Origin of the sequence: Mucilaginibacter endophyticus, from assembly GCF_003351025.1 — a bacterium.
In the GTDB taxonomy this organism is placed as follows: Bacteria; Bacteroidota; Bacteroidia; order Sphingobacteriales; family Sphingobacteriaceae; genus Mucilaginibacter; species Mucilaginibacter endophyticus.
Genome location: NZ_QPCG01000001.1, coordinates 277,614 through 303,579, shown reverse-complemented (window position 1 = coordinate 303,579; position 25,966 = coordinate 277,614). Strand labels below are relative to the sequence as shown.

The following is a 25,966-nucleotide window of genomic DNA, read 5'->3' as shown; positions in this document are numbered from 1 at the left end:
CTTTTTAACTCAACACCGGCTCTTCATTAGTCAAGCTCAGTATCCCGGCCATAAAATCATCGCTTGGGTTTACTTTGAATGATTTGGATGAGAGTTCTACCAGCATCACTTCTTCCCTGTCCTTAATCTGGAAACGGAGCTTGCAGTTTTTTACCGGGTACTTTTGGTTATTATCATCTATCATATGCTGAATGTCATCAAGCAGTTTACTGTTGAGCATATTCACATCAATACAAACCGTTAATGATTTGGTGAGCTTATCCCTCATTTCAGATAACAGTTCCATCACCCCTATCCGCAAGTCCCAGTTATCCTTCTGACGGAATTTTTCTTCGATGTTTCCTTTAATGTGCAGGAAGTAGCCCTCCATCATCATATTACGGAACTTCACATAGTCATCGCCAAACAGGGCAAACTCGTACGATTCATTGTAATCCTCAAAAACAAACGTACCAAATGGCTTACCCGTTTTTGTCATTTTATGCTGAACGCTTGATACCAGGCCACCAATCCTTAACTCACCACGACGGCGCAGCTCATTAAATGCCGCCGTCACGTCTTCGCCGCCTTCGCCTGAGCGGGCCTTTTGCATCAGTTTCAGGTCGCTGATGTTGGCATTACAGAAACGCTTCAGCTCAACTTTATAATTATCCAAAGGGTGACCGGTTAAATAGATCCCGATAACCATTTTCTCATACTTCAGCTTTTCTATCAGCGCCCATTCCTCAACATCGGGCATAGCAGGCTCAGGTACATACGAAGCTACCGAACCACCAAACAATGATGACTGCGAACTGCTTTGCACATTCTGATAATCGTTAGCATATTTGATCAGACGTTCGACACCGGTCAGGGTACCCAACTCTGTTTTGGCAAAAAACTTAGCACGGGGGATTTCAAAACCATCAAATGCGCCACCGTACACCAGGTTTTCATACGATTTACGGTTAACGCTACGGGTATTTGAACGGCGGGCAAAATCATATACCGTTTCAAACGGGCCGTTAGCGGTACGTTCTTCAATAATACTTTCTACCGCTTTATCACCCACACCTTTTACACCCGTTAAACCAAAACGTACCTGACCACGTTTGTTCACCGCAAAGGCCATGTCCGATTCGTTGATATCTGGCCCCAAAACCTCAACCCCCATGCGGCGGCACTCCTCCATAAAGAAGGTAATTTTTTCAATGTTATTTTGGTTATTCAAAACCGCCGCCATATATTCTGACGGATAGTGCGCTTTTAAATAAGCAGTTTGGTAAGCCACGAAAGCGTAGCATGTGGAGTGCGATTTATTGAACGCGTACTGGGCAAACGCTTTCCAGTCGGTCCAGATTTTGGTAAGCTTATCTTTTGGATGGCCTTTGGCAACTGCCCCGTCCATAAACTGGGCCTCCATCTTGTTCAGTACCTCAATCTGCTTTTTACCCATCGCCTTACGCAAAACGTCGGCATCACCTTTACTAAAGCCTGCCAACTTTTGCGATAAAAGCATCACCTGTTCCTGGTATACGGTAATACCATAAGTTTCGCCCAGGTATTCTTCCATATCAGGCAAGTCGAACACGATAGGTTCGCGGCCGTGCTTACGGGAAATAAAGTTAGGAATGTACTCTATCGGCCCCGGACGGTAAAGGGCGTTCATGGCTATCAAGTCTTCAAACTTATCGGGCTTAAGCTCGCGCAGGTACATTTGCATACCATCACTTTCAAACTGGAAAGTACCGTTGGTATCACCACGCTGATAAAGCTCATAAGTTTTAAGGTCATCAAGCGGAATGTAGTCAATATCTATCACTACACCATGATTTTGCCTGATCATGCGCAGGGCGTCCTTAATAATGGTAAGGGTTTTCAGACCCAAAAAGTCCATCTTAATTACACCGGCATCTTCAATTACACGTCCATCATATTGCGTAACCAACAAGTCCGAGTCTTTAGCTGTAGCTACCGGAACAATATCGGTAAGGTCATATGGGGCAATGATGATACCCGCGGCGTGTACACCGGTGTTACGTACAGACCCTTCCAACTTTTCGGCCTCACGCAGTACCTGTGCCTTAAGGTCATTACCATTCAGGATTTCTTTTAGTTCCGGAACCTGCTCAATGGCATCTTTAAGGGTGATACCCAAGGTTTCCGGTACCAACTTCTTCATTGCACTTACGTCGGCCAACGGCATATCCAACACACGGCCTACGTCCTGGATACTGGTACGGGCAGCCATAGAACCATAGGTAATGATCTGCGCCACCTGATTTTTACCATACTTATCAACCACGTAGTCAATAACCCGCTGACGGCCTGCATCGTCAAAGTCCGTATCAATATCGGGCATCGATTTACGATCGGGGTTCAGGAACCTCTCAAACAGAAGGTTATACTTCATAGGATCGATATTGGTAATGCCTGTACAATAAGCCACCACCGATCCGGCTGCCGAACCACGGCCCGGACCAATAAATACACCCATATCGCGCCCTGCCCTGATAAAGTCGGCCACAATGAGGAAGTATCCCGCAAAACCCATGGTACGGATAGTGAACAACTCAAAGTTAATGCGTTCCTCAGTCTCCGGACTAATATCTATATAGCGCTCCTTGGCACCCATAAAAGTAAGGTGCTTCAGATACTCCCATTGGTTAAGGGTATCTGCATCGGGCGTATTGTGAATTTTAAATTCGTCGGGGATGATATAGTTAGGTAGCAGGATATCGCGCTTAAGCTTTAGCGTCTCTACCTTATCAACAATTTCGTTGGTGTTATCCAATGATTCTGGCACGTCATGGAACAGCCGTCCCATTTCCTCCTGGGTTTTAAAATAAAACTGATCATTAGGAAAACCAAAACGATAGCCTTTACCACCCTCTTCATCGGTAGCTATCGGGGTGCTTTGCATATCACCTGTGTTTACGCAAAGCAAAATATCGTGCGCGTTCGAGTCCTGCTGATCCACATAATGCGAATCGTTTGAACAGATCACTTTTACATTATACTTTTTAGCGTAGGTGAGCAACACATTATTGATGATTTGCTGCTCGGGGATCTCATGGCGCTGAATCTCGATATAAAAATCCTCGCCAAACAAATCAAGCCACCATTTAAATTCCTTCTCGGCATTTTCGGGCGTATCTTTTAAAATAGCCTGCGGTACTGATGCACCAATACAGCAAGTAGTAGCGATGATACCTTCGTGGTATTTCAGGATTAATTCTTTATCAATACGTGGCCATTTGCTGTACAAGCCTTCCATATACCCTAATGAGCATAGCTTAACCAGGTTTTTGTAACCTGTAGGGTTTTTAGCCAGCATCAGCTGGTGGCGGCGTACGTCCTTATTTTCTTTGGTAAACTGTTTTTTATGCCTGTCTTCAACCACGTAAAACTCGCAGCCTACAATGGGTTTCACATTGTGTTTACCGGCTTCGGCCACAAACTTAAATACGCCAAACATATTACCATGGTCGGTAATAGCAAGGGCTTTCATCCCATCTTTAGCGGCTTTTTTATACAGCTTGGATATATCGGCTGCACCGTCAAGCAGGGAGAATTGGGTATGTACGTGGAGGTGAGAAAAATCAGGCATAGTAAATCCGTTTCAACAAAATCTTTATGAGGTACAAAGTTAAAACAAGTTAAGGATGTAGACTGTTAAAAAATAGCGCTGTGGAAATTTTTAATTAAAGCCGGTCCCGCCCTTTTGTAAATTATATAGCTACACACAGCAAACTGCTATACTTAGCATGTTATTTGCATATATTAAGCAACCCTATCATCACCTTTGAAATACATATACAATTGAAAAAAATACTACGAATAACCCTTAAAACGATACTTTGGATACTGGTTAGTGTAGTTCTGCTGGTTATCCTTGTAGTAATTTTAATACAGGTACCTGCTGTTCAAAACTTCGCGAAGGATAAAGCAGTAACTTTTTTACAGAATAAAATACATACCAAGGTTAAGATTGGTCATATAAGCCTTGGTTTGCCCAAGCTGTTGGTTTTGGAGGATGTGTATTTTGAAGACCAGAAAAAAGATACCCTGATTGCCGGCGAAAAATTAAAGGTTGATATCAGCATGCTTAAGCTGTTACATAGCCAGGTTGAAGTAAACGAGATAAACCTGCAGGGCATCACAGCCAACGTAAACCGCGGTGCCGACAGCGTGTTCAACTTCGACTATATTATGAAAGCTTTTGTTGGCGAACAAAAGAAAGAGGTAAAGCCTACCGATACCACATCAACTATGAAGTTTTCTGTTGATAAGATCATCCTCGATAAGATCAACGTAAAATATAAAGACGCCATTACCGGCAACGATGTTAAGTTTTTGCTTGGGCACTTTGATACCCGTGTTAAGGATTTTGATATGGATAAAATGAAGTTTACCATACCCAAAATCACGCTGAGCGACGTTAACGCCAGGATCATCCAAACACCAACCAAAGCAATCCCACCACCTGATACCGCAACTACTCCACTTAACATGGATCTGAATTTAGGGGTGATCGATATCTCTAAAATCAAGGTTGATTACCAAAGTGCGGAGATGGGCGCCAAAGTAGACCTCAGCAAATTTTTGGTAGAGATGGACAAGATCGACCTGAAAAACCAAAAGGTAGGCATCAAAAACATTGAATTAAGTGATACCAAAGCAGGGCTCAGTTTAGCCAAGCCCAAAACCGTTGTTAAAGAGGTTGTTAAAACCGTTAAAAAACTGGATACACTGGTATCCTCCCCTACCAAATCGGCATGGCGGGCTACCATTGGTAAAGTCACCTTTACTAACGATAACATTAAGTTCGATAACGAAGCGCAAAAGGCTATACCCAAAGGCCTTGATTTTGGCCACATGGATATCCGCAACCTGAACGCCGAAGCCGAAAATATCTCTTACAGTCCCGATACCATTTCGGGCAAGATCAACACTTTTACTTTTGCTGAAAAAAGCGGCTTAAAGATCAATAAATTCCATACGGCGTTCCTGTACGGGCCAACTACAGCCTACATGAATGATCTGTTGTTGGAAACGCCAAATACCACCCTGCAAAAATCGGTTCAGGTACGTTACCCATCTATTGATGCCATCACCAAAAACATCGGCGCGCTTGGCATCAATGCCAATTTGGATGGCAGTCGTTTAGGATTGAAAGATGTTTTATTGCTGATGCCTACCATGGCGAGTATGGAGCCTTTTAAATCATCGCCGGGTACGGTGTTTAAGATCAACGGCAGAGTAAGCGGGCAGGTTGATAACCTGGATATTCCTAATCTGGAAGTTACCGGCTTAAGCAGTACCCATATTAAGGCATCGGCAAAGATGAAAGGTTTGCCCGATGTAAACAAGGCTACCTTTGATGTTAACATTGCCGATTTCAGCACCAGTCGCAGCGATATAGATAAACTGGCCCCTGTCGGGAGCATTCCATCAAACGTAAGCATTCCCGAAAAAATGAACCTTAAAGGTAACTTTAAAGGAAGCATGTACACCTTTAACACCAAAATGAGCCTGCGCTCAAGCTATGGCGCGGTTGATGTGGTAGCTGCTTTAAAGAATGGGCAAAACAAAAACGCGGCAACTTACACCGCCAATATTAAAGCTAACGAACTAAATGTTGGCGCGCTTACCAAGCAACCGCAAATGGTTGGCCGCATTACCATGAGCGCCAATGTTAAAGGCACCAGCCTCGACCCTAAAAAGGCAAGCATAGCATTTAACGGTAACGTAGCTAAAGCATACGTGAAAGGTTATACCTATCAAAACCTGGTCATGAAAGGCACATCGAGCAATGGCGCTTATACCGCTGTTGCCACCATGAAAGCCCCTAACATCAACTTTAGCCTGGATGCTAAGGCTAACCTTAATAAAAAATATCCGGCAGTTAAGGCCACTTTGAATGTGGATAGCATCAACCTTAAAAACCTGAATTTTGTAAAGGATGATATGCGTTTTCATGGCAAAGTTGTGGCCGATGTACCAACCGCCGATCCGGATTATCTGAATGCCAACATCCAGGCAACCGATCTGCTGGTAGTAAACAAAGGCCAGCGGATCCAGATGGATACCATCAGCCTGATCTCAACGGCCAGCGCCGATAGCAGCACATTGCGCCTGAAAACCCCTATCATGTCTGCCCATATGGCCGGTAAGTATAAACTTACCCAGATAGCCCCGGCCCTGCAGGATGTGATCAATAAATATTTCAATACCGCTATTGCAGGCGGTCAGCAGGTTGCGGTAAAAACCAAAGGCGGCAAAACCGTAAAAACCAAGCCGGCGCCGGTGGTTAAATACGATGCACAACAATTTAAGTTTGAAGCCCGCCTGGTTAAAACCCCGCTGCTTAACCAGTTTGCTCCGGACTTGAAACAACTCGATCCTGTTTTACTAAACGGCAGTTTCAACAGCCAAACCGGCGAGCTGATTGTTAAAGGCTCGATACCCAAAGTGGTTTACGGCACCAACACTGTTAATAAGGCATCACTTAATATCAATACCAACAACAACGCGCTTAACTATAATTTCTCGGTTGATGAAGTTAAAGTTGGTTCCTCTGTCGATCTGTTATATACCAGCATTTCCGGTTCGGCACAGGATAACAAAGCGGGCGTAAGCATACAAATTCGCGATGCGGCCAAAAAAGAACGTTTCCGTATAGCGGGTACCTTTAGCTTATTGCCAAACGAATACCAGTTTAGCTTTAATAAAGATGGCCTGTTGCTTGATTACCTGCCATGGGCGGTTAGCGATGATAACTTTTTACAATACGGGCCAAAAGGGATCCTGGCGCATAATTTTACCATTACAAACAGCAACCAGGTGCTTAGCGTTAACAGCAGTACGCAGGAGTTTAACAGTCCGCTGAATATCAAATTCAACAACTTCCATATCGAGGCACTTACCAAAATGGCCAAGCAGGATTCGTTACAGGTAGGCGGTACCATCAACGGCGATGCTACGGTAAGTAATTTCCAGGCCTCACCGGTGTTTACTGCCGCCATCAACGTTAATGATTTTAACTTTAAAGGCGATACTGTAGGTAACATCGCCCTCAAAGTAAATAACCAAACCGAAAACGCCTACGCCGCCCAAATGAGCATCACCGGCAAAGGCAACCAGGTTGACCTAAACGGCACTTACTATACTTCGCCCGAAAGCCGCTTTGACCTCGATTTGAATATTGTGAACCTAAGCATGAAGAGTATTGAAGGTTTCAGCTTTGGCAGTTTGCGTAACGCCACCGGTAATATTACCGGGGCACTTAAAATATCGGGTACCACCACAGCGCCATCCGTTCGGGGTGATATTAACTTTAATAAGGTGGGCTTCAATGTGGCCATGCTCAACTCCTACTTCAGGATGCCACAGGAAAGCATTACGTTCAACAACGAGGGTATCCGTTTTAATGATTTTACTTTAGTTGACTCGACCGGCAACAAGGCGGTGGTTAGCGGCAGCATCTACACCAAAACCTACACCGACTTTGCCTTTGGCATGGATATCAATGCCGATAATTTCAGGGTTACCAACTCTACCGAAGCTGATAATAAACTTTATTATGGTAAGCTTTATGTAGATACCCGCATCAAGATCCGCGGTAATATGGCCAAGCCGGTTGTTGATGCTAACCTCACCGTGAACGATAAAACCGATATGACCTTTGTGCTGCCAACCAATGACCCGGCGGTTGAAGACCGTAAAGGTGTGGTTGATTTTATTGATAAAGACGCGCCAAAAATGGACTCTATCCTATTGGCAAGACAACTGGACTCGCTCAAAAAATCGGATGTTACAGGCCTTGATGTATCGGCTACCATCACCGTAAATAAAAACGCCGCGTTTACCATTGTGGTTGATGAGCGTAACGGCGATATTGTACATCTGAAGGGTGAAGCCAACTTAAATGGCGGTATCGACCCAAGCGGCAAGATCAACCTTACCGGTACTTATGTAGTTAACTCGGGATCATATAACCTGGCTTATGCCACAGTTAAACGTACTTTTAACTTTAAACAAGGCAGTACCATAGTCTGGACGGGCGACCCAACCAGTGCCAATATCGACCTTACCGCTATTTATGTAGCCAATGTACCGCCGATAGACCTGGTAGCCAACCAGCTTTCGGATGCGCAGAACAGTACGATGTACAAGCAAAAACTGCCTTTTAATGTTAATCTGAACCTGAAAGATCAGCTGCTTACACCAAATATCAGTTTTGATATTGTACTGCCTGATAGCACATATTCGGTATCATCAGATGTGGTGAGCACCGTAAATACACGCCTTACCCAGATACGGCAGGATCCTAACGAGCTTAACAAACAAGTACTGGGTGTTTTAGTATTGGGCCACTTTATCGGCGATAACCCGCTGCAGAGCCAGGGAGCGGGTACATCTATAGAAGGTACTATTCGTAATAGCGTAAGTAGCTTATTGTCCGATCAGTTGAACCGTTTGGCAGGTAGCCTGATCTCGGGCGTTGACCTTAATTTTGGCTTAACATCTGGTGAAGATTATTCGTCGGGAACGGCAACCAATCGTACCGATCTGAACGTAGGCTTATCCAAACGTTTCCTGAGCGACCGGTTGACGGTTAGCGTGGGCAATAACTTTAACCTGGAAGGTAATCAACCAGGGCAAAAAGCATCAAACATTGCCGGCGACGTATCTATAGCCTATAAATTAAGCAAGGATGGCCGTTACACCCTGCGCGCCTACCGCCGCGACGAATTTATAGTGATACAAGGCCAGATCATTGAAACCGGCGTAGGCTTTACCCTAACTGTTGACTATAACCGTTTCAGGGAGATCTTCCGCAAGCGTACCCCTGAAGAACGCAGGTTGCGCCGCCAGTATCAGCAGGAACAAAAAGAGAAAAAAGAAAAACAGGACGAGGCGGATAAAGCGCTGGAGCAAAAGAACATGCAGCAGCAACAGGACAACAAACCGCAAACCACTTCAAACTAAGCCCATGACCAAACATTTAAAATATATACTGCTTTCATCATGTGTTTTACTGAGTGCCTGCAGTACCACTAAGTTTTTGGCGCCGGGCCAAAAGTTATACACAGGCGGCGAGGTAGTGATCAAAGATTCGGTTTTGAAAAAGAGCGAAAAGAACGCCCTTAGCGAAGAACTTGGCGCTTTATTACGACCTGTACCCAATAGTACCATATTAGGAATGCGTTTTAAATTATGGCTGTACTTTAAAACTAAAACCAATAAAACTAAAGGCCTTGCCCACTGGCTTAATAAAAAAGGCGAGCCACCTGTGCTTATCACTTCTGTAAACCTTGATCAAAACAGCAAGATCCTCCAAAACAGGCTGCAAAATGAAAGCTATTTCCAGGCACAGGTAAGCGGGGATACAGTAAGCAAAAAACCAACATCAAAAGTTGCCAAGGCGGTTTATACGGCAGTAACCGGACCGGGATATAAAATCAGGAAAGTGGTATTTCCACCCGGTAACCGGACTATAGATACAGCTGTTACAGGAACATCGGCAAAAACACTGTTAAAGGTTGGTGATAAATACAATCTTGATGTTATAAAAACCGAGCGCCTGCGGATTGACGCAAGATTGAAGGAAGAAGGCTTTTATTACTTCTCGCCCGAAGACTTGATCATGCACGTGGATAGTACCATAGCCGGTCACCAGGTTGATATATTTGTGGCTGTAAAAAATGAGACCCCTGGGCGCGCGCAAAATATTTATACCATCAACAACATTTACGTTTATCCAAGCTACTCATTAAGGGATACTTCGCTGATGAAGGATAAAGCCGTTTTTTATAAATGGTATAATATTGTTGAGCGCCGCAATACGGTGCATACCTATACTTTTGCCAATACAGTGTTGATGCGTCCTGGTCAGGTTTATAACCGTACCGCACATAACAACTCACTTAACCGCTTCATTAACCTCGGCCCTTACAAATTTGTAAAAAACAGGTTTGAGGATGTATCTGCCGATTCATCAAAACTGGATGTTTACTACTTTTTAACTCAATACAAAAAGAAATCACTCTCGCTTGATGTGCTGGGTCGCACAACATCGGCCAACTTTACCGGTACGCAGGTAAACCTTAACTGGCTTAACCGTAATGCCTTTAAAGGAGCAGAATCTTTAAAAATAACACTTTTTGGAAGTACCGACGTCCAAGCGGGTGGACAAAACTCCGGTTATAACGTATACCAGGCTGGTATTCAAACCACACTTTCCTGGCCCCGCTTTATAGGGCCGATATATCCTAAAGCAGCCGATGCCTATATTCCGCATACAAACTTAAGCCTGGGCTACTCCATTGTAAACCGTCAAAAACTGTATAACCTAAATTCCTATAACCTATCATTTGGTTACCAATGGCGCGAAACGGAGCACCGTTCACATGAGCTTAACTTGATCAACTTTCAGTTCGTAAATCCGCTAAGCGTATCTGACGAATATAAAGCGAGTATTAACCCTGCCAACGGCCCTGTTAATCCTGCTTTAAAACACGTTATCGACAAGCAATTTATATTAGGCCCAAGCTACAGCTATACCTTTACCAATACCAACGAGGATTATCGTACCAACACATTTTACTACAATGGTAAAGTTACCCTCTCCAACAACATATATGGCTTAGTAACCGGGGCCGATAGCGCGGGCGGCAAGCCCAAAAAACTTTTCGGGGCTATATTTAACCAGTTTGTAAAGTTGGAAAACGAAATCAGGTATTTCCATAAAACCGGACCAAACAGTACTGTGGCCACAAGATTTATAGTTGGCGTTGGTTTACCTTATGGCAACTCTACACAGTTACCATACAGTCAGCAGTTTTTCATAGGCGGACCAAACAGCTTACGGGGGTTTAGGGCAAGAGCTATAGGACCGGGTTCATTTGATCCGCAAACCGGTGTAGGTACCGGTGGTTTCCTGGCAGATGAATCGGGCGATATCAAAATAGAAGCTAACGTTGAATACAGGCCTAAACTGTTCAGTATTGTACGGGGTGCATTATTTGTTGATGCAGGTAACATTTGGTTGCTGCACTCAAATAGCCAACAACCCGGAGCAGTGTTCAGTAATAAATTTTATAATGATTTCGCTGTCGACTGTGGTTTTGGTTTAAGGTTTGATTTAACGGTATTGGTGTTACGTACCGATCTGGGTATCCCCTTACGTACACCATACGTACGTGCCAATGAACCACGTTGGGATTTTAACTTTAACCGCAGCGTATTTAACCTTGCCATTGGATATCCGTTCTAACTTAACATAACATTCAAACAGAAAAGCCCCGGTCAGCAAGCCGGGGCTTTTCTGTTTGAATCCACTGCTTTAATCTGCACATTTGTAATTCGTAATTTTCACACCTACCATGATTATATCTGTTCCTTTACAAATCATCGATCTGCATGGCGATGGTTTTCATCCGCTGATTGAAATCACCTTGTTTGGTAAAGCCTTTATTATGGTACTGGATACCGGCGCGTCTAAAACCGCTTTTGATCAAACCTCATTAACAGAAGCCAATGAAACCATGAACATACTGGCCACCGAAAAGCTCTCAACCGGGCTTGGCACCAATACTATGGAATCTTTCACGGCAACGGTAAGCGACATGTACATTGGCGAACTACCAATCGCCGAATTTGAAGCAGCCGTGCTTGACCTCTCCACCATTAATAGCGCTTATGAACAAATGGGCCATCCGCAGGTATTAGGCGTTTTGGGCGGCGATATTTTAATGAAATATAAAGCTGTTATTGATTACGGAAAACATGCAGTAAAATTAAGTAAGCCGCGATCAGCTAAACGCCGAATTATGCATCTTGCTACATAACTGGCCTGTAGGCCTGATAACAATTGTCCATTACCCCATCCAATCTTTAGTACACCTTTAGTTAAAACCGATCTATAGTTCGAGCAATACAACCATTAGCAATTATAATTTCTATATAAACTAAAAAGAAAGACAATAATTCTTTAAAAGAATACTTTTTTGTAATTTTATATTAATAACCAAATAACCTTTTATTTACATATTGCGTATAGGTTAATAGCACTGGCCAGTTGCTGAAAATTTTATTCTTCATTTACATCTAAACGTAACTAAAACGATGAAAAGAAAACTATTATTAGGGGTCGGGCTAAGCGTGATCGTGAGTGCCTGTGTACTATTCTCATGCTCAAAAGACAAAGGAGCAAAAACCACAACTACCAGCCAAACGGCAATTCCGGATGATGTGCTGAAAACTATTTCAAACTTAGGCTTCAGTACCGATGAAGTGCGTAAACAGGGCGACGGCTATCTTGTTGAAGGCGATATCCTTTTAACCCAGGCCAATTTATCAGAAGCGAGCACCAGCCCTACCTTAAGAATTGCCGATGTTGAGCAGTACCGTACCACCAACCTGGTTAAAAACCTGCCCAGAACGGTAACCGTGTCGGTTTCAAACTTACCTACTGTTTACCTTAACGCGGCTACCGCCGCGGTTGCGCGTTATAATGCGTTAAACCTTACCCTTAAGTTTCAAATGGTAAGCAGCGGAGGCGCAATCCAGATCATTGGCTTTAACCAGGGGCCAAGTGGTGGTTACATCACCTTAGGCTCATCGGGCTTCCCTACCTCATCGGGCAACCCGTATAATCAAATTCAGATGAATACCAATGAGCAGGCTTACGGTGCAAACCCTGATCTGGGTTATGTAACTTCCGTTATCCAGCACGAACTTGGCCATTGCATCGGTTTCCGCCATACCGATTATATGAACCGCGCCTTTAGCTGCGGGGGCAGCCGGAGTAATGAAGGTTCAGCCGGTATTGGCGCTATCAAAATTCCCGGTACACCAACCAAAGCTGATGCCGGTTCATGGATGTTAGCATGCTCAAGCGGTACCGACCGTACATTTAACGCTAACGATCAAATTGCGTTAAACTACTTATATTAATATCGCCTATAGTTGTTTCACTATCTCAACTAAATAGCTTTATCAAAACCACTAAAGGGGACACTGCAGTAACCCTTTAGTGGTTTTGAACATATCACCGCCTATGACAAAAAGAATACCTGTTACTGTATTGCTCTTTTTTTTATGCCTTAAAGTGTCATGGTCACAAAAACACATGGGCGATGATGCTATCAACTCCATTTATAAGACATCTGTTTCCGCTCCCCAAAATACTACATCAAAACAATACTACCTCGTTAAGTTTAAAGACCCGGCACATATTGATAGCCGGAAATACAACATCACCAAACGCATATCCTACAACTATTACATTGTATCGTCGGTCTCGGCCATCAATGGCGATGCTAACGTCATCAGTACCAGCCCTGCCGCCCCACTATGGAAAGCTTCTGATAACCTGGCGAAAAACTGGAAACAACATCCGGCACGCACACAAGCCATTGAGGTTACAGTTACTGCAGCCAATGATACAGTGATCAATCACATCAAAAACTCCGGTACTATTACCAGCCAAACTGGCAACCTTATACATCTCAATATCAAATTAGAAAACCTTCCGGCGTTACTACAGCAGGATTATATATTATTCGCTACCGAGGCGCGCCGGCCTCATGAAGAACTTGCCATTAGTGATATCGATCTTGGCTTAAATACCATGTCGGCCATAGGGGCTAATTTCCCGGACATAACAGGGTCCGGCATTAATGTCTCTGTAAAAGAAAACCGCTACGACAATGACCTCGACCTTTTAGGCCGCAGCTTCAAATCATTTAAAACATCTGATATCACTTCGGGCCATGCTACCACTATGGCAACACTAATAGGCGGCAACGGCAACTCATACATTAAAGGCTTAGGAGTTGCACCTAAGGTAAACTTCACCTCATCGTCATTTGAACAATTAATGCCGGATAGCACTGCCATTTTTAAATCGTACAATATCTCGGTGCAAAACCACTCTTATGGTACGGGCATTGAAAACTATTACGGCCCCGAAAGCGCGGCCTATGATCAGCAGATCTTTGAAACCGACTCGCTGGTACATGTATTTTCATCTGGCAATGTTGGCACTTCGGCACCCGAAAGCGGTGTTTACAGCGGTATAAACGGAGTGGCCAACCTATCTGGCGATTTTAAGCAGGCCAAAAATGTATTAGTGGTAGGTGGAACCGACAGAATGGGCAATCCTGAGTCCTTAAGCTCGGCGGGGCCAACGTATGATGGCCGCATTAAACCCGAACTGATAGCCGATGGTGAGGATGGCACCTCTGGTGCAGCCGCCCTGGTATCGGGCACGGTTGCTTTGCTGCAACAGGCCTATAAAACACAATTTAAACAGTTACCCTCTGCCGCATTGATAAAAAGCATACTCATCAACTCGGCGGATGAGATTGGGCCACAGGGGCCGCAGCATAAAACGGGCTTTGGCTCATTGAATGCGCTTGAAGCTTTACGCACTATTAATGATAAGCGCTTTTCTTCCGGCTCCGTGAGCAATAACACGCAAATGAATTACAATATAACCGTACCCTCAAACTGCAGGGAGCTTAAAATTTCATTAGCATGGAATGATCCGGCTGCAGCCCTCAATGCGCCAAGGGCATTAATCAATGACCTCGACCTTAGCGTCAGCACACCATCCGGTCAGGAAATTTTGCCATGGGTACTCAGCAGTTTCCCTTCTGCCGATTCATTGTCTGCTCCGGCAAAAAGACAAGTAGATACCCTGAACAATACAGAGCAGGTGAGTTTACAAAACCCGACAGCGGGTATATATATAGTACATGTTAAAGGCAGCCAGGTTACGGCCAGCACGCAAAAGTTCTATGTTACCCACCAGGAGACCATGGCAAACCGGTTTGAATGGATCTACCCATCAGCCGGCGACCAGCTTTTTGCCCGCGAGGATAATTATCTGAGGTGGCAAAGCTCATTCAACGCAACATCGGGTACAATAAGTGTCAGCTTTGATCATGGCCTTACCTGGCAAGCCATAAGTAACGCTACCTTAAAAAACCGCTACTATACCTGGGCGACACCCGATGTTTTCACTAAAGCCATGCTTAAAATGGTTATCGGCGACCAGACTTTTATAAGCGGCGAATTCAGCATCTCTAAACCACTTACCCTTGATGTTGGTTATAATTGTAGCACCGGCACCCTGCTGCAATGGAAACCTCAACCTGGCAGTACAAACTATACCGTTTATACTATTAAAGACAACCTGTTACAAAAGTTAGCCTCAACTACCGATACCAGTATTATTGTATCCGCGCAGCAACAAACCTCAACCTATTTTGCCGTGAGTGCTACCGGTAATGGCTTTGAAGGTATAAAAAGCTACACAATTGATGCTACTACACAAGGCGTTGGCTGCTATGTAAAAACATTACTGGCAAATGTGGTTAACAATGCTATAGTGCTCAACCTACAATTAGGTAGCGTTTATAATCTTAAATCCATCGCTCTCGAAAAAACAACCTCCGCGGGCAAATACTATACTTTAAACACTATACCACTTACCACATCGATTAGTTACCAGTACACCGATAATAATCCCCGGCAGGGAAAACAATATTACCGGGCAAAGCTTACCACCACCGCAGGTGATATTATTTACTCCAACATTGCCGATGCCACTTATTTACAGCCGAACCAGTTTGTAATTTACCCTAACCCTGTTGCCGGGCAAATCAATATCCTGAGCGGCGACATCAATAACTACGAGTTTAAATTATACGGTAGCGATGGTAAGTTAAACACAGTTAAAAGCTTTAACGAGCTACAAAACACCATCCCGGTAAAACTTGTTGCAGGTGTTTATATTTATACCATTGAACTAAATGGCAAAGTAGTTTATAATGGCAAACTGATAAAGATTTAAGAGGCCCCACTGAAAACCAAGCGGGGGCGGGCGAGTTCCAACAAAAAGGCCCGCTTCAAAAGAAGCAGGCCTTAAAAAATATATCAACTATCCCTCCCCATTTAAGGGATTGGGGGGCGTTGCTTACGAGTCTATCTTAGCGTATTTAGCGTTGCGCTCAATGAACTCGCGGCGCGGGGCAACCTCATCACCCATCAGCATGCTGAAGGTATGGTCGCACTCAGCAGCGTTTTCAATGGTGGCACGCTTAAGGGTACGGGTTTCGGGGTTCATGGTAGTATCCCAAAGCTGGATATCGTTCATCTCACCCAAACCTTTGTAACGCTGTACGTGCACACTATCTTCCTTGCCAGAGCCTTTAAGACGTTGTATAGCGGCATCGCGCTGTACGTCGTTCCAGCAATATTCGTGCTCCTTACCTTTTTTAACCTGGTAAAGCGGCGGCGAAGCAATATATACATAACCTGCCTCAACCAGCTCCTTCATATAACGGAAGAAGAAAGTAAGGATCAGTGTAGTAATGTGCGAACCGTCCACGTCGGCATCCGTCATGATGATGATCTTGTGGTAACGGAGTTTGGTCATGTTAAGGGCTTTATCATCTTCAGGTGTACCGCGGCTTACGCCCAAACCGGTAAACATGTTCTTGATCTCCTCGTTTTCGTAAATCTTGTGCTCCATGGCCTTCTCCACGTTCAGGATCTTACCACGTAATGGTAAAATAGCTTGATACTCGCGATTACGGCCCTGTTTGGCGGTACCACCCGCCGAGTCACCTTCGACAAGGAATAACTCGCAAAGGGTTGGATCACTATTGGCACAGTCAGACAGTTTGCCCGGTAAGCCTGAGCCTGTCATAACGCTCTTACGCTGTACCATTTCGCGCGCTTTACGGGCGGCGGCACGGGCAGTAGCGGCAAGGATCACTTTATTTACAATTAAACGGGCTTCTTTAGGGTTCTCCTCAAGGTAATTACCTAAAATTTCGCCTACGGCTACGTCAACAGCACCCATTACCTCGTTGTTACCCAATTTGGTTTTGGTTTGGCCCTCAAACTGAGGCTCGGCTACTTTTACCGATACTACCGCTGTTAAACCCTCACGGAAGTCGTCACCACTAATCTCAACTTTTACGTTTTTCAACAAACCTTCCTTATCAGCATAAGCTTTTAAGGTACGGGTTAAACCACGACGGAAACCCGCTACGTGGGTACCACCCTCAATAGTATTGATGTTATTTACGTACGAGAAAACGTTCTCGCTATAGGTATCGTTATATTGTAAAGCCAGCTCAACCGGGATACCGCCTTTATTACCATCCACATAAATAGGTTCAGGGATGATTGGCGCACGGGTACCGTCCAAAAATTTAACAAACTCACGTAAACCACCTTGTGAATAAAACTCTTCCGAACGGAAAGTTCCGTCTTCAAGGGTTTCACGCTCATCAGTTAAGCTCAGGCGAATGCCTTTGTTCAGGAACGAAAGCTCACGCAAACGGCCGGCCAGCGTATCGTACTTATACTCGGTAGTAGTGGTAAAAATTTCCGGATCGGGCTGAAAGGTTTGGATAGTACCTGTTTTATCAGATACACCAATTTCCTTAACATCAAACATCGGTTTACCACGCTCATACTCCTGGGTAAAGATCTTGCCTTCGCGGTGAACAACAGTAGCAACGTGTGTAGATAGCGCGTTAACGCAACTTACACCCACACCGTGCAAACCACCCGATACTTTGTAGGTATCCTTGTCAAATTTACCACCGGCGTGCAAAACAGTCATTACAATTTCAAGCGCCGATTTACCTTCTTTTGTATTGATACCCGTAGGAATACCACGACCGTTATCAGATACGGTTATGGAGTTGCCAACATGTATAGTAACTTTTATATCATCGCAATAACCGGCAAGAGCTTCGTCGATAGAGTTATCAACTACTTCATATACAAGGTGGTGCAAACCTTTAACGCCTGTATCACCAATGTACATCGACGGACGCTTGCGCACCGCCTCTAAACCCTCTAAAACCTGTATGTTATCTGCTGAATAATTGGATTTATCCTGAATTTCTTCGCTCATATTTATTTAATGAAACAATCTTCAAAATTACAAAAAATACCCCGTATTAACGATTATTTGTGGATAAAAGTACCGTTGTGGAATAGATTTGGGATGAATATCGCGATTGATAACTGAAGATAGATTGAGGGGATTTTGACCGTTGCTGGAGTTGCAATATAAAATCCATAAGTCGGAGAAATCCGTTTAATCCTGGTTCAGAAACAAAAAGCCGCTACCCATCTTATGGCCGGTAGCGGCTAAACACCTATCGTTCCTCACCTAAAAGTTATTACAAATAGCCGATCCCATATTTATGGTCAGGCTTTCGCTTTCATTGTTGATTTGTTGGGTGGTACCGTAATTCTGGCCGTCATAAGTAACCTGAAAATCATAGGTCTCTCCTTTTTTCAACGCTGTAGCGGTCATATTACCGCTTTCCATGTATCCAAGATATTGATAAACCGTCCCTGATCCTGTTTCTCTGAAAAACACATACATACTCGGGCGTATTACCAGGTCGGGGCTTGAGGAACACGTGCCGGTAAAGTTTAAACTCACCGGATCATAAACAGGCAACGGCTTTTGTATTACAGGGGCACTGTTAACCGTACCTGCTTTGGATAGCGACACATCTACCACCTGCTGTTTTTGATCAGCTGCAAAACTTATCGATTTACTTACCGTATTATAACCTGGTACCTTTACCTGTACCGAATAAGTTTCAGGCTTGCCTGCCAAAGGCACAGCGGCAGGGCCAGGACCAATGGTAATTACGCCATTATTGATATTAAACTGCTTGTTGCCCGATATTTCATAAATATCATCGGCATTATCACCACTTACACTTAAAGTACCGCTTTTGAGCACCGCCTCCGGGTTTGAGGCATCGGTAACATGGATGAGCGCGGTATATTTTATTACATTAGTATCTACTACTATTTTAAGATCTTCGGTTGGTTTTTTACAAGCCCCGGATAGCAGCAACAACACAAAAAGCAATTTCTTTATATTTTCCATAATCATAATAGTGTCTATTGTATTCTAAAATTGAAGTTTAGTTGAACCACGGGTAAAAACCGGTACCCTTTCAAATTTTGCTGCAATTGCGCCGATTGACTGGTATTGCCCGAAAGAATACCTGAGGCAGTAATATTGGCATCTGGTTGTTTCAGAAAATAAGTACCTAAATCAAGGTTAACGTTAAACGTGCGATTTGAAAAAGGCTTTAATAAACCTATACCAGCGTATGGTGCAAAACCTCTCCAGTTAACATTCATGTTAAGGTTGCCAACTTCTTCGTTATTTAATACGATATCCCCATAGGTGTAATTGTCTTTAGGTTGTACCGCTATGTTACCTTTCGCGTTAATAAAATAACCGGCGCCGCCAACCAGTCTAAAACCGGGAGCGCTTTTAAACGGAATAAAATCGGCAAGTAAATGGATATTGGAGAAATTGGCCGACATCTTTGAGTTGGCGTTGAACCCCGAAACACTGAAAACATTATCGGCCGACACCGGTATAATATTAGCCCCTAACCGTAACGACATTTTGGGTAAAACGCCGTATGCAAACTCGGCTCCTACCCCTTGTGTACCCACACTAAAGTGCAGTGATTTCTGATTGGTTACCTGATCGCGCCAGTTAGCATTCTGAGCCTTTGAACTTTTACCCAGCGCAAATACCAAAAGCGGCAATAAAAACAGCTTCTTCATATTCAAAATAGTTTTAATTATTCAGGAGATCAATTGCGCGGCTTAGGGAGACCTTTTAAAAAGATATTTGAAAAATGTTTAATTTTAATTTACTTTTTAAATCATTTAAGAAATAAAATAAACTATTATTAAATCACACCCTATTACGGAGAATACTTTAAAAGGTTTAGAGGATTCTTATTTTTATGAAATCTGCAATTAATTGCGCAAGTCGTCAATACCATTGCCACTTCATATTATCTGCACATCCGATTAGGATACTTGCTCTGAAAGATTATCTTTGTCAAAATTTTACAATATTTTCAGATTGACAGAATGAAAACCAGTGCTTCAGTTTTAACCAAACTCACCTTAGGATTAGCCATTGCAGGCAGCATTGCCGCTTGTAGCCAAAATAAAACCGCCGATAAACCGGCTGCTGCTTCAACCACAGCAACATCCGATAAAGAAACTATCGTTTTTGTAAATTCAGATTCACTGCTGAACAAATACGATTACTTTAAAGATCTTTCAAAGCGTTTGGAAGATAAAGGCAAAGCATCACAAACTGATTTGCAAAACCGTGGCCAGGCTTTTCAGCGCCAGGTTGCTGAGTACCAAAAAAACCAGGCTACCATGCCTGCCGATCAGCGTCAGGCTACCGAACAGCAGTTACAACGTAAACAACAGGAGCTGCAAACTTATTCACAAAATGCAGGTGCTGAGTTTCAAAATGAACAAGCTTCAGAAAATGCTAAGCTGTATGACAAAATCGCCGATTTTGTAAAATCTTATGCTAAGGAAAAAGGCTATAAACTGGTATTAACTTATTCAAAAGCTAACCCAACCGTACTATATGGCGATCCTTCATTAGACGTTACGCTTGATGTTGCTAAACGCCTGAACGAAGCTTACGCTAAAGACAAAAAATAAAAGATTTGAAATTTTTGATGATAAAGCAATTAAAAAACGAATATCATCTTCAAATTATCAAATTGTCAGATTTTCAAATCAAGACCTCAACTTCGGTTGAGGTTTTTTAATTTAGGGCAATATGGAAAACACGGCACACGAAAAATTTATGCGCATAGCCATTGAACTGGCCGAAGACAATGTTAAGCGCGGCATAGGCGGCCCGTTTGGGGCAGTTATAGTTAAAGATGGTATGATTATAGCCCGCAGCGCCAACCGTGTTGTACCTACTAATGATCCTACTGCTCATGCCGAAGTTTCGGTGATCCGCCTGGCTTGCCAGGAGCTGGGGACCTATAATTTAGCCGGTTGTGAAATTTATACCAGCTGCGAACCCTGCCCCATGTGCCTGGGCGCTATTTACTGGGCCCGCATTGACAAAATTTACTACGCCAATACCAAAGCAGATGCCGCTGCCATAGGCTTCGACGACCATTTTATTTATGACGAGTTAGGCTGTACTATGGAAAAACGCAGAGTGCCTTTTGTACAAATACTCAGGGACGAAGCGCAAACCGCTTTTAAGCTTTGGGAAACAACCGAGCACAAGGAACATTATTGACCGGGATTTGGGAAGATTTTTATTTTAACTGAACCAAGATTTGGCAGGATCTATCAGATGAACGGAGATTTTGCATTTGCACCGATAGATACGCAGATGAAAACCCATTAATCCGAAAAATCCGTTTAATCCAGGTTCAGGCTATTCTTCTTCCTCCTTATCAAAAAAGTTATCTTTCAGATCATCAATCTCACGCCTTTCAAGCTTAGTCGGCCGACCGGTGCCACGGTCGCGTTTAAGTACCGGCGCCTGGAACATGGATTTAAAGGCCTGAGTTTGCTCAACCGGGGTTATATCTTCATAAAAATTCACAGCGGTTTTGGCATCAACCCGGTTCTCGAGCAAGCCGGTTACCTTTACCACTTTACGTTCAATACCCTTCACAACATGATAAACATCACCAATTTTTACCTCGTATGATGGTTTGATGTTTTTACCATCCAGTTTTATGCGCCCTGCTTTGCAGGCATCAGAGGCCAGGGTACGTGTTTTAAAAACACGGATAGCCCACAGGTATTTATCTATTCTTAGTTTTTCTTTTTCGCCCATTTTATCAGTCCCTTTCATTATCTAACCTGGTAGCCCTGAAGTAGGGCAACAGTAAGATAGGACTCCAAATTTACAGCTTTTGATGCAGCTACGCCATAGCTTGTTGTGCTGAACAAACGTTACGTTCATTAAATTCCGCAAAACTTATTTGGGCAAATCTCTTTTTATGAATTTACGATAAAGATATTCAGCATAGCCTACGCTTATGTAATCAGGAAATTTCCAGTTTGGGTAATATCGCTTTTTGATACTTTTAAGTGTACCGAAAAACAAAACACCTAAAATAAGCAGCAATGCAAATCCAAGTAAAATAACAGCAAATGACGCGATATGGTCCATACGTTTTGGGGGAGTGGGGGATTAATAGTGATAAATTAGAAGGTAAAATTTACTAAGGCAATTTCTTATTATTTAAAGAAGACTGTTATACGCTAAACAGCACACCAATGTTTATCTTATTTCCCCCTGAAAATAGTATGCAGCTAAAACAAGTAAGCCTCCCCGACACTCGCTGTCCGGAAGGCTTTTGACACCTAATTAGTTTAAACGTTGGTTTTCGTTTATATAAAATTAAGGCTTACTTAACGTTTTTTTATATACTGTTAACTGATTGTCCGAATTTTGTATACCTATGTGTAAACCAATACACTGACAATCAAAATATTATACGTAATCTGTCAATTATACGCATTAGTTTTCTCAAAATATCGCTCATACGGTATTGAAACATTAACTTCTTATATTTTTCACATTATCATCAACACAAGCCTATCGATTTAACGGGGGGATTGTAAATATCTATCTAATTTTCAATGATTTGATTAAAATAAATACTCCCAAAAGTAGTATATCTTTTAAGATGGGAAAGGCAATACTGTTGCGCGAATTGATTTCTCTGATAAAAGAGATTAGAAGTTAGACAAATGGAAACTGAACCAGGATCGGAGATTAGAACGAATACATACAAAATGGTTGATGTTACTAAATGAATCCCCCGATCATAAAAAAAGAATTGGTCAAGTTAATGTGGCTAATTTGCAGCAAATAATCACAATTGGTAAAATCGGCTTTAATTGGGAGAAAGAGCACAAGTTTGTAGCGGAACGTTATGAAGCTGCCAAAACAGATTTAATTTTATTAATTACCGAACAGATCAAAAATCCGGATTAAAGAAACTGACTATTTCAAATACTGCACAATTGCGTACAAAGCCAATAAAATATCATTTCGTTGTATTAATTCCCCCTCCTCATTTCAGTATTATCTTGCTAATGGAAATACACTCGTTCTTTATATTATACCCTGTTGGTCATTAGCAGGGTATTTTTATTTTCTAAGGCTTATCCGGCTTGGTGATAGGAATCTCTTATTTGGTCTACCGACCAAATAATACAACAGCATGGAAATTACGATGTGTTTTCAAGCCTGCCGCATGACATTCAATCTTTCAAAATCAACTATTTTTCCCTAAAAATCCTTTAATTTGCCAAAAGTTTAATTTTACCAATGCAAGATCTTAAAAAACTGATTGAAGAGGCCTGGGAAGACAGGAACCTGCTTAACTACAATGAATATACCAACGCCATCGAAACCGTCATAGACCGGTTGGATAAAGGCGAAATCCGTGTGGCTGAACCAATTGGCTCACGCTGGCATGTAAATGAGTGGATTAAAAAGGCGGTTGTTTTGTATTTCCCAACCAGGCAGATGGAAGAAATTAAAACCGGTCCTTTTGTTTTTCATGACAAAATGAAACTCAAAACCGATTACAAACAAACCGGTGTTCGTGTAGTACCTCACGGTATTGCCCGCTACGGTGCACACCTTGCCAAAGGCGTTATCATGATGCCATCGTACGTAAACATTGGTGCTTACGTTGATGAAGGCACCATGGTTGATACCTGGGCTACTGTTGGTTCATGCGCGCAGATTGGTAAACACGTACACTTAAGTGGTGGTGTTGGTATCGGTGGTGTATTGGAGCCATTACAAGCTGCTCCGGTTATTATTGAAGATAACTGCTTTTTGGGTTCACGCGCCATTGTTGTTGAAGGTGTACATGTTGAACACGAAGCTGTATTAGGTGCAAACGTGGTATTAACAGCGTCAACCAAAATTATTGATGTTACCCACAGTACTCCTATTGAGTATAAAGGCCGTGTACCTGCCCGTTCGGTAGTAATTCCGGGTTCATACACCAAAAAATTTGCAGCAGGCGAATACCAGGTGCCTTGCGCTCTGATCATCGGCACCCGCAAGGAATCAACCGATAAAAAAACGTCATTGAATGATGCCCTGCGTGAAAACAACGTAGCGGTATAATATAGTCTTAAGTCGCAAGTTTAAAGTCATAAGTGCCTGATGGATCAATTTACCATCTTCCACTTATGACTTTTAATTTAATAAGGCGACTTTTGACTTAAAACTTTGAACTTAAGACTTCAAATGAAGATAGGATACGATGCTAAACGGGCTTTTTATAATAATACCGGCTTAGGCAATTACAGCCGCTGGTTAATAAAAGGTATCGCATCGATCAATCCGTCAAACATTTTATACTTATACACACCAAAAGCCAAAGCTAATCCCCGGCTTAATTTCATTGGCGGTTATCCCAACATTCAAACCGTTACCCCCAAAAGCAAATGGTTTACCTCGTGGTGGCGCAGTAAGGGTATTATTAAAGATCTTAAACGCGATGGTATTGAATTATACCACGGGCTAAGTCACGAACTTCCTTCGGGTATCGAACAAACAAACATCAAATCGGTAGTTACCATGCATGACCTTATCTTCATGCGTTACCCCAAACAATTTGGAGCGGTTAATTACCGCATTTACCTCGCCAAAGTTAAACATGCCTGCAGGGTTGCGGATAAAATCATCTCCATAAGTCAAAAAACGAAAGACGATCTGGTCGAACTCCTTGCTATCGACCCTAAAAAAATCAAGGTTATTTACCAGGGATGTGATCCTGTTTTCGCGGTTGAACAAATCGCTGAGCAAAAATCAACAGTAAAAGAAAAATACAACTTGCCCAATCGCTATATATTGAGCGTTGGCACCATCGAAGAACGTAAAAATCTGCTGCTAACCGTTAAGGCTTTAAAAAATGTAGTCAATGATATACCTTTGGTTGTTGTTGGTAAAGAAACCCAATATACCCAACAGGTTAAAGCTTATATAACAGCCAACAATTTAAGTTACAGGGTAATATTTTTAAAAGACGTTACCTTTGCAGAGTTACCGGCTGTTTATCAACAGGCATCGGTATTTGTTTATCCTTCCAGGTATGAAGGTTTCGGCATCCCGATACTGGAAGCTTTAAACTCCGGCATCCCGGTGATAGCAGCAACGGGCTCATGCCTGGAAGAAGCCGGCGGACCGGACAGCCTATACGTTAGTCCGGATGATGATGCCGGTCTGGCCGAAAAAATAAACAGTGTACTTGCCAATGAATTATTGCGGCAAAACATGATAATTAAAGGTCGCGCTTATGCAACCAATTTTACTGAAGATAAACTAAGCCGGCAGTTAATGCAGCTTTATCAAAATATTTTGAATCATGATTAAAGACGAAGTAGCCAAAGCTTTAAAAGTTGTACAGGAAGGCGGTATTATCCTTTACCCTACCGATACCATTTGGGGTATAGGCTGTGATGCCACCAATACCGAGGCCATTCAAAAAATTTACCGTCTTAAACAGCGTGATGAAGCCAAGAGCATGATCATTTTGCTGGATACCGAAAACAAACTGGAAAGCTACATCAGCGAAGTAAACCCACTGGCTTACGACCTGATTGAATACGCCGAAAATCCTTTAACCCTAGTAATGCCGGGAGCTAAAAATATTTCGCCTGCAGTTATTGCTGCCGATGGCAGTGTAGGGATAAGAGTGGTAAAAGACACTCCCTTTTGTCAGCAACTGATTCAACGTTTGCGCAAACCATTGGTTTCTACTTCGGCCAATATCAGCGGCAAACCATCGCCCCAGTATTTTTCACAGATAGACCAGGAAATTATTGATGGTGTTGATTATGTAGTTGATTTGGAGCAGCACAGTAAAGAGATTAAAACTCCATCAACTATCATGAAACTGGCACCTGACGGACGGTTTGAGTTTTTGCGAAGGTAGAGATTAGAGGTTAGAGATTAGGATTAATCGGCCAACATATAAAAGACACTACTGAACCGCTGTCGGAAGTTTCCAACTTCCGACCATTATGCCCGGAGTTTGCAACTCCGGTTGCAACCCGATTTTCAATTTACAAAGCCAAT

General features: G+C 42.9%; 17 protein-coding genes. 11 read left to right on the top strand and 6 right to left on the bottom strand.

The genetic code is table 11. The features are described from left to right. Positions 1-4: 4 nt before the first annotated feature. Complete coding sequence (gene dnaE / locus DUL71_RS01255; RefSeq protein ID WP_114936385.1) at positions 5-3,589, bottom strand: DNA polymerase III subunit alpha; 3,585 nt, start codon at positions 3,587-3,589, stop codon at positions 5-7. Between the two features lie 212 nt (positions 3,590-3,801). On the opposite strand from dnaE, the gene DUL71_RS01250 reads away from it, so the two are divergent. The 5 genes from DUL71_RS01250 (at position 3,802) to DUL71_RS01230 (ending at position 15,847) form a co-directional block, all read left to right on the top strand. Beyond that, on the top strand, positions 3,802-8,973 hold the full coding sequence (locus DUL71_RS01250; protein WP_114937432.1) for a translocation/assembly module TamB domain-containing protein: 5,172 nt from the start codon (positions 3,802-3,804) through the stop codon (positions 8,971-8,973). Between the two features lie 4 nt (positions 8,974-8,977). Beyond that, positions 8,978-11,260, top strand: a complete 2,283-nt coding sequence (gene tamL / locus DUL71_RS01245; RefSeq protein ID WP_114936384.1) for a translocation and assembly module lipoprotein TamL — start codon at positions 8,978-8,980, stop codon at positions 11,258-11,260. A 109-nt stretch (positions 11,261-11,369) separates the two neighbouring features. Beyond that, the gene (locus tag DUL71_RS01240; protein ID WP_244228674.1) at positions 11,370-11,834 is read left to right on the top strand and encodes an aspartyl protease family protein; all 465 of its coding nucleotides are present in this window, start codon (positions 11,370-11,372) and stop codon (positions 11,832-11,834) included. Between the two features lie 277 nt (positions 11,835-12,111). Further along, positions 12,112-12,942: a M57 family metalloprotease gene (locus tag DUL71_RS01235; RefSeq protein ID WP_114936383.1), complete on the top strand. Its 831-nt coding sequence runs from the start codon at positions 12,112-12,114 to the stop codon at positions 12,940-12,942. A gap of 103 nt (positions 12,943-13,045) precedes the next feature. After that, a complete protein-coding gene (locus tag DUL71_RS01230) occupies positions 13,046-15,847 on the top strand; it encodes a S8 family peptidase (protein WP_114936382.1) in 2,802 nt (933 codons plus the stop codon). 123 nt (positions 15,848-15,970) lie between these two features. Here the strand turns inward: DUL71_RS01230 and gyrB are convergent, their stop codons facing one another. From gyrB to DUL71_RS01215, 3 genes are all read right to left on the bottom strand, one after another. Then, on the bottom strand, positions 15,971-17,929 hold the full coding sequence (gyrB, locus tag DUL71_RS01225) for a DNA topoisomerase (ATP-hydrolyzing) subunit B (protein ID WP_112572580.1): 1,959 nt from the start codon (positions 17,927-17,929) through the stop codon (positions 15,971-15,973). Positions 17,930-18,190: 261 nt separating this feature from the next. Then, positions 18,191-18,928, bottom strand: a complete 738-nt coding sequence (locus tag DUL71_RS01220) for a PEGA domain-containing protein (protein ID WP_154402290.1) — start codon at positions 18,926-18,928, stop codon at positions 18,191-18,193. 14 nt (positions 18,929-18,942) lie between these two features. Beyond that, entirely contained in the window at positions 18,943-19,626 is a 684-nt protein-coding gene (locus DUL71_RS01215) for a hypothetical protein (RefSeq protein ID WP_244228673.1), read from the bottom strand. A gap of 315 nt (positions 19,627-19,941) precedes the next feature. On the opposite strand from DUL71_RS01215, the gene DUL71_RS01210 reads away from it, so the two are divergent. Continuing rightward, positions 19,942-20,538: an OmpH/Skp family outer membrane protein gene (locus tag DUL71_RS01210; RefSeq protein WP_114936380.1), complete on the top strand. Its 597-nt coding sequence runs from the start codon at positions 19,942-19,944 to the stop codon at positions 20,536-20,538. A gap of 121 nt (positions 20,539-20,659) precedes the next feature. Beyond that, positions 20,660-21,139: a nucleoside deaminase gene (locus DUL71_RS01205; RefSeq protein WP_114936379.1), complete on the top strand. Its 480-nt coding sequence runs from the start codon at positions 20,660-20,662 to the stop codon at positions 21,137-21,139. A 141-nt stretch (positions 21,140-21,280) separates the two neighbouring features. On the opposite strand, the gene DUL71_RS01200 is transcribed toward DUL71_RS01205, so the two are convergent. Then, positions 21,281-21,688 carry an RNA-binding S4 domain-containing protein gene (locus DUL71_RS01200; protein WP_114937429.1) on the bottom strand — a complete coding sequence of 136 codons (408 nt, stop codon included), beginning with the start codon at positions 21,686-21,688 and terminating at the stop codon, positions 21,281-21,283. Positions 21,689-21,832: 144 nt separating this feature from the next. Beyond that, positions 21,833-22,027 carry a hypothetical protein gene (locus DUL71_RS01195; RefSeq protein ID WP_114936378.1) on the bottom strand — a complete coding sequence of 65 codons (195 nt, stop codon included), beginning with the start codon at positions 22,025-22,027 and terminating at the stop codon, positions 21,833-21,835. A gap of 636 nt (positions 22,028-22,663) precedes the next feature. Between DUL71_RS01195 and DUL71_RS01190 the strand changes: the two genes are divergently transcribed. The 4 genes from DUL71_RS01190 (at position 22,664) to DUL71_RS01175 (ending at position 25,823) form a co-directional block, all read left to right on the top strand. Further along, on the top strand, positions 22,664-22,858 hold the full coding sequence (locus tag DUL71_RS01190) for a hypothetical protein (protein ID WP_114936377.1): 195 nt from the start codon (positions 22,664-22,666) through the stop codon (positions 22,856-22,858). Between the two features lie 336 nt (positions 22,859-23,194). Next, complete coding sequence (locus tag DUL71_RS01185; RefSeq protein ID WP_112572592.1) at positions 23,195-24,010, top strand: 2,3,4,5-tetrahydropyridine-2,6-dicarboxylate N-succinyltransferase; 816 nt, start codon at positions 23,195-23,197, stop codon at positions 24,008-24,010. Between the two features lie 123 nt (positions 24,011-24,133). Next, the gene (locus tag DUL71_RS01180; RefSeq protein ID WP_114936376.1) at positions 24,134-25,261 is read left to right on the top strand and encodes a glycosyltransferase family 4 protein; all 1,128 of its coding nucleotides are present in this window, start codon (positions 24,134-24,136) and stop codon (positions 25,259-25,261) included. Continuing rightward, positions 25,254-25,823 (top strand): L-threonylcarbamoyladenylate synthase, encoded by a 570-nt coding sequence (locus DUL71_RS01175; RefSeq protein WP_114936375.1) that lies wholly within the window; start codon positions 25,254-25,256, stop codon positions 25,821-25,823. The genes DUL71_RS01180 and DUL71_RS01175 overlap by 8 nt, the downstream gene beginning before the upstream one ends. Positions 25,824-25,966: the final 143 nt, after the last annotated feature.

Excerpts from the sequence above, each read along its gene's own strand:
- dnaE (WP_114936385.1), bottom strand. The coding sequence starts at position 3,589 with ATGCCTGATTTTTCTCACCTCCACGTACATACCCAATTCTCCCTGCTT.
- tamL (WP_114936384.1), top strand. The coding sequence starts at position 8,978 with ATGACCAAACATTTAAAATATATACTGCTTTCATCATGTGTTTTACTG.
- DUL71_RS01240 (WP_244228674.1), top strand. The coding sequence starts at position 11,370 with ATGATTATATCTGTTCCTTTACAAATCATCGATCTGCATGGCGATGGT.
- DUL71_RS01235 (WP_114936383.1), top strand. The coding sequence starts at position 12,112 with ATGAAAAGAAAACTATTATTAGGGGTCGGGCTAAGCGTGATCGTGAGT.
- DUL71_RS01230 (WP_114936382.1), top strand. The coding sequence starts at position 13,046 with ATGACAAAAAGAATACCTGTTACTGTATTGCTCTTTTTTTTATGCCTT.
- gyrB (WP_112572580.1), bottom strand. The coding sequence starts at position 17,929 with ATGAGCGAAGAAATTCAGGATAAATCCAATTATTCAGCAGATAACATA.
- DUL71_RS01220 (WP_154402290.1), bottom strand. The coding sequence starts at position 18,928 with ATGGAAAATATAAAGAAATTGCTTTTTGTGTTGTTGCTGCTATCCGGG.
- DUL71_RS01215 (WP_244228673.1), bottom strand. The coding sequence starts at position 19,626 with ATGAAGAAGCTGTTTTTATTGCCGCTTTTGGTATTTGCGCTGGGTAAA.
- DUL71_RS01210 (WP_114936380.1), top strand. The coding sequence starts at position 19,942 with ATGAAAACCAGTGCTTCAGTTTTAACCAAACTCACCTTAGGATTAGCC.
- DUL71_RS01205 (WP_114936379.1), top strand. The coding sequence starts at position 20,660 with ATGGAAAACACGGCACACGAAAAATTTATGCGCATAGCCATTGAACTG.
- DUL71_RS01200 (WP_114937429.1), bottom strand. The coding sequence starts at position 21,688 with ATGGGCGAAAAAGAAAAACTAAGAATAGATAAATACCTGTGGGCTATC.
- DUL71_RS01195 (WP_114936378.1), bottom strand. The coding sequence starts at position 22,027 with ATGGACCATATCGCGTCATTTGCTGTTATTTTACTTGGATTTGCATTG.
- DUL71_RS01190 (WP_114936377.1), top strand. The coding sequence starts at position 22,664 with ATGTTACTAAATGAATCCCCCGATCATAAAAAAAGAATTGGTCAAGTT.
- DUL71_RS01185 (WP_112572592.1), top strand. The coding sequence starts at position 23,195 with ATGCAAGATCTTAAAAAACTGATTGAAGAGGCCTGGGAAGACAGGAAC.
- DUL71_RS01180 (WP_114936376.1), top strand. The coding sequence starts at position 24,134 with ATGAAGATAGGATACGATGCTAAACGGGCTTTTTATAATAATACCGGC.
- DUL71_RS01175 (WP_114936375.1), top strand. The coding sequence starts at position 25,254 with ATGATTAAAGACGAAGTAGCCAAAGCTTTAAAAGTTGTACAGGAAGGC.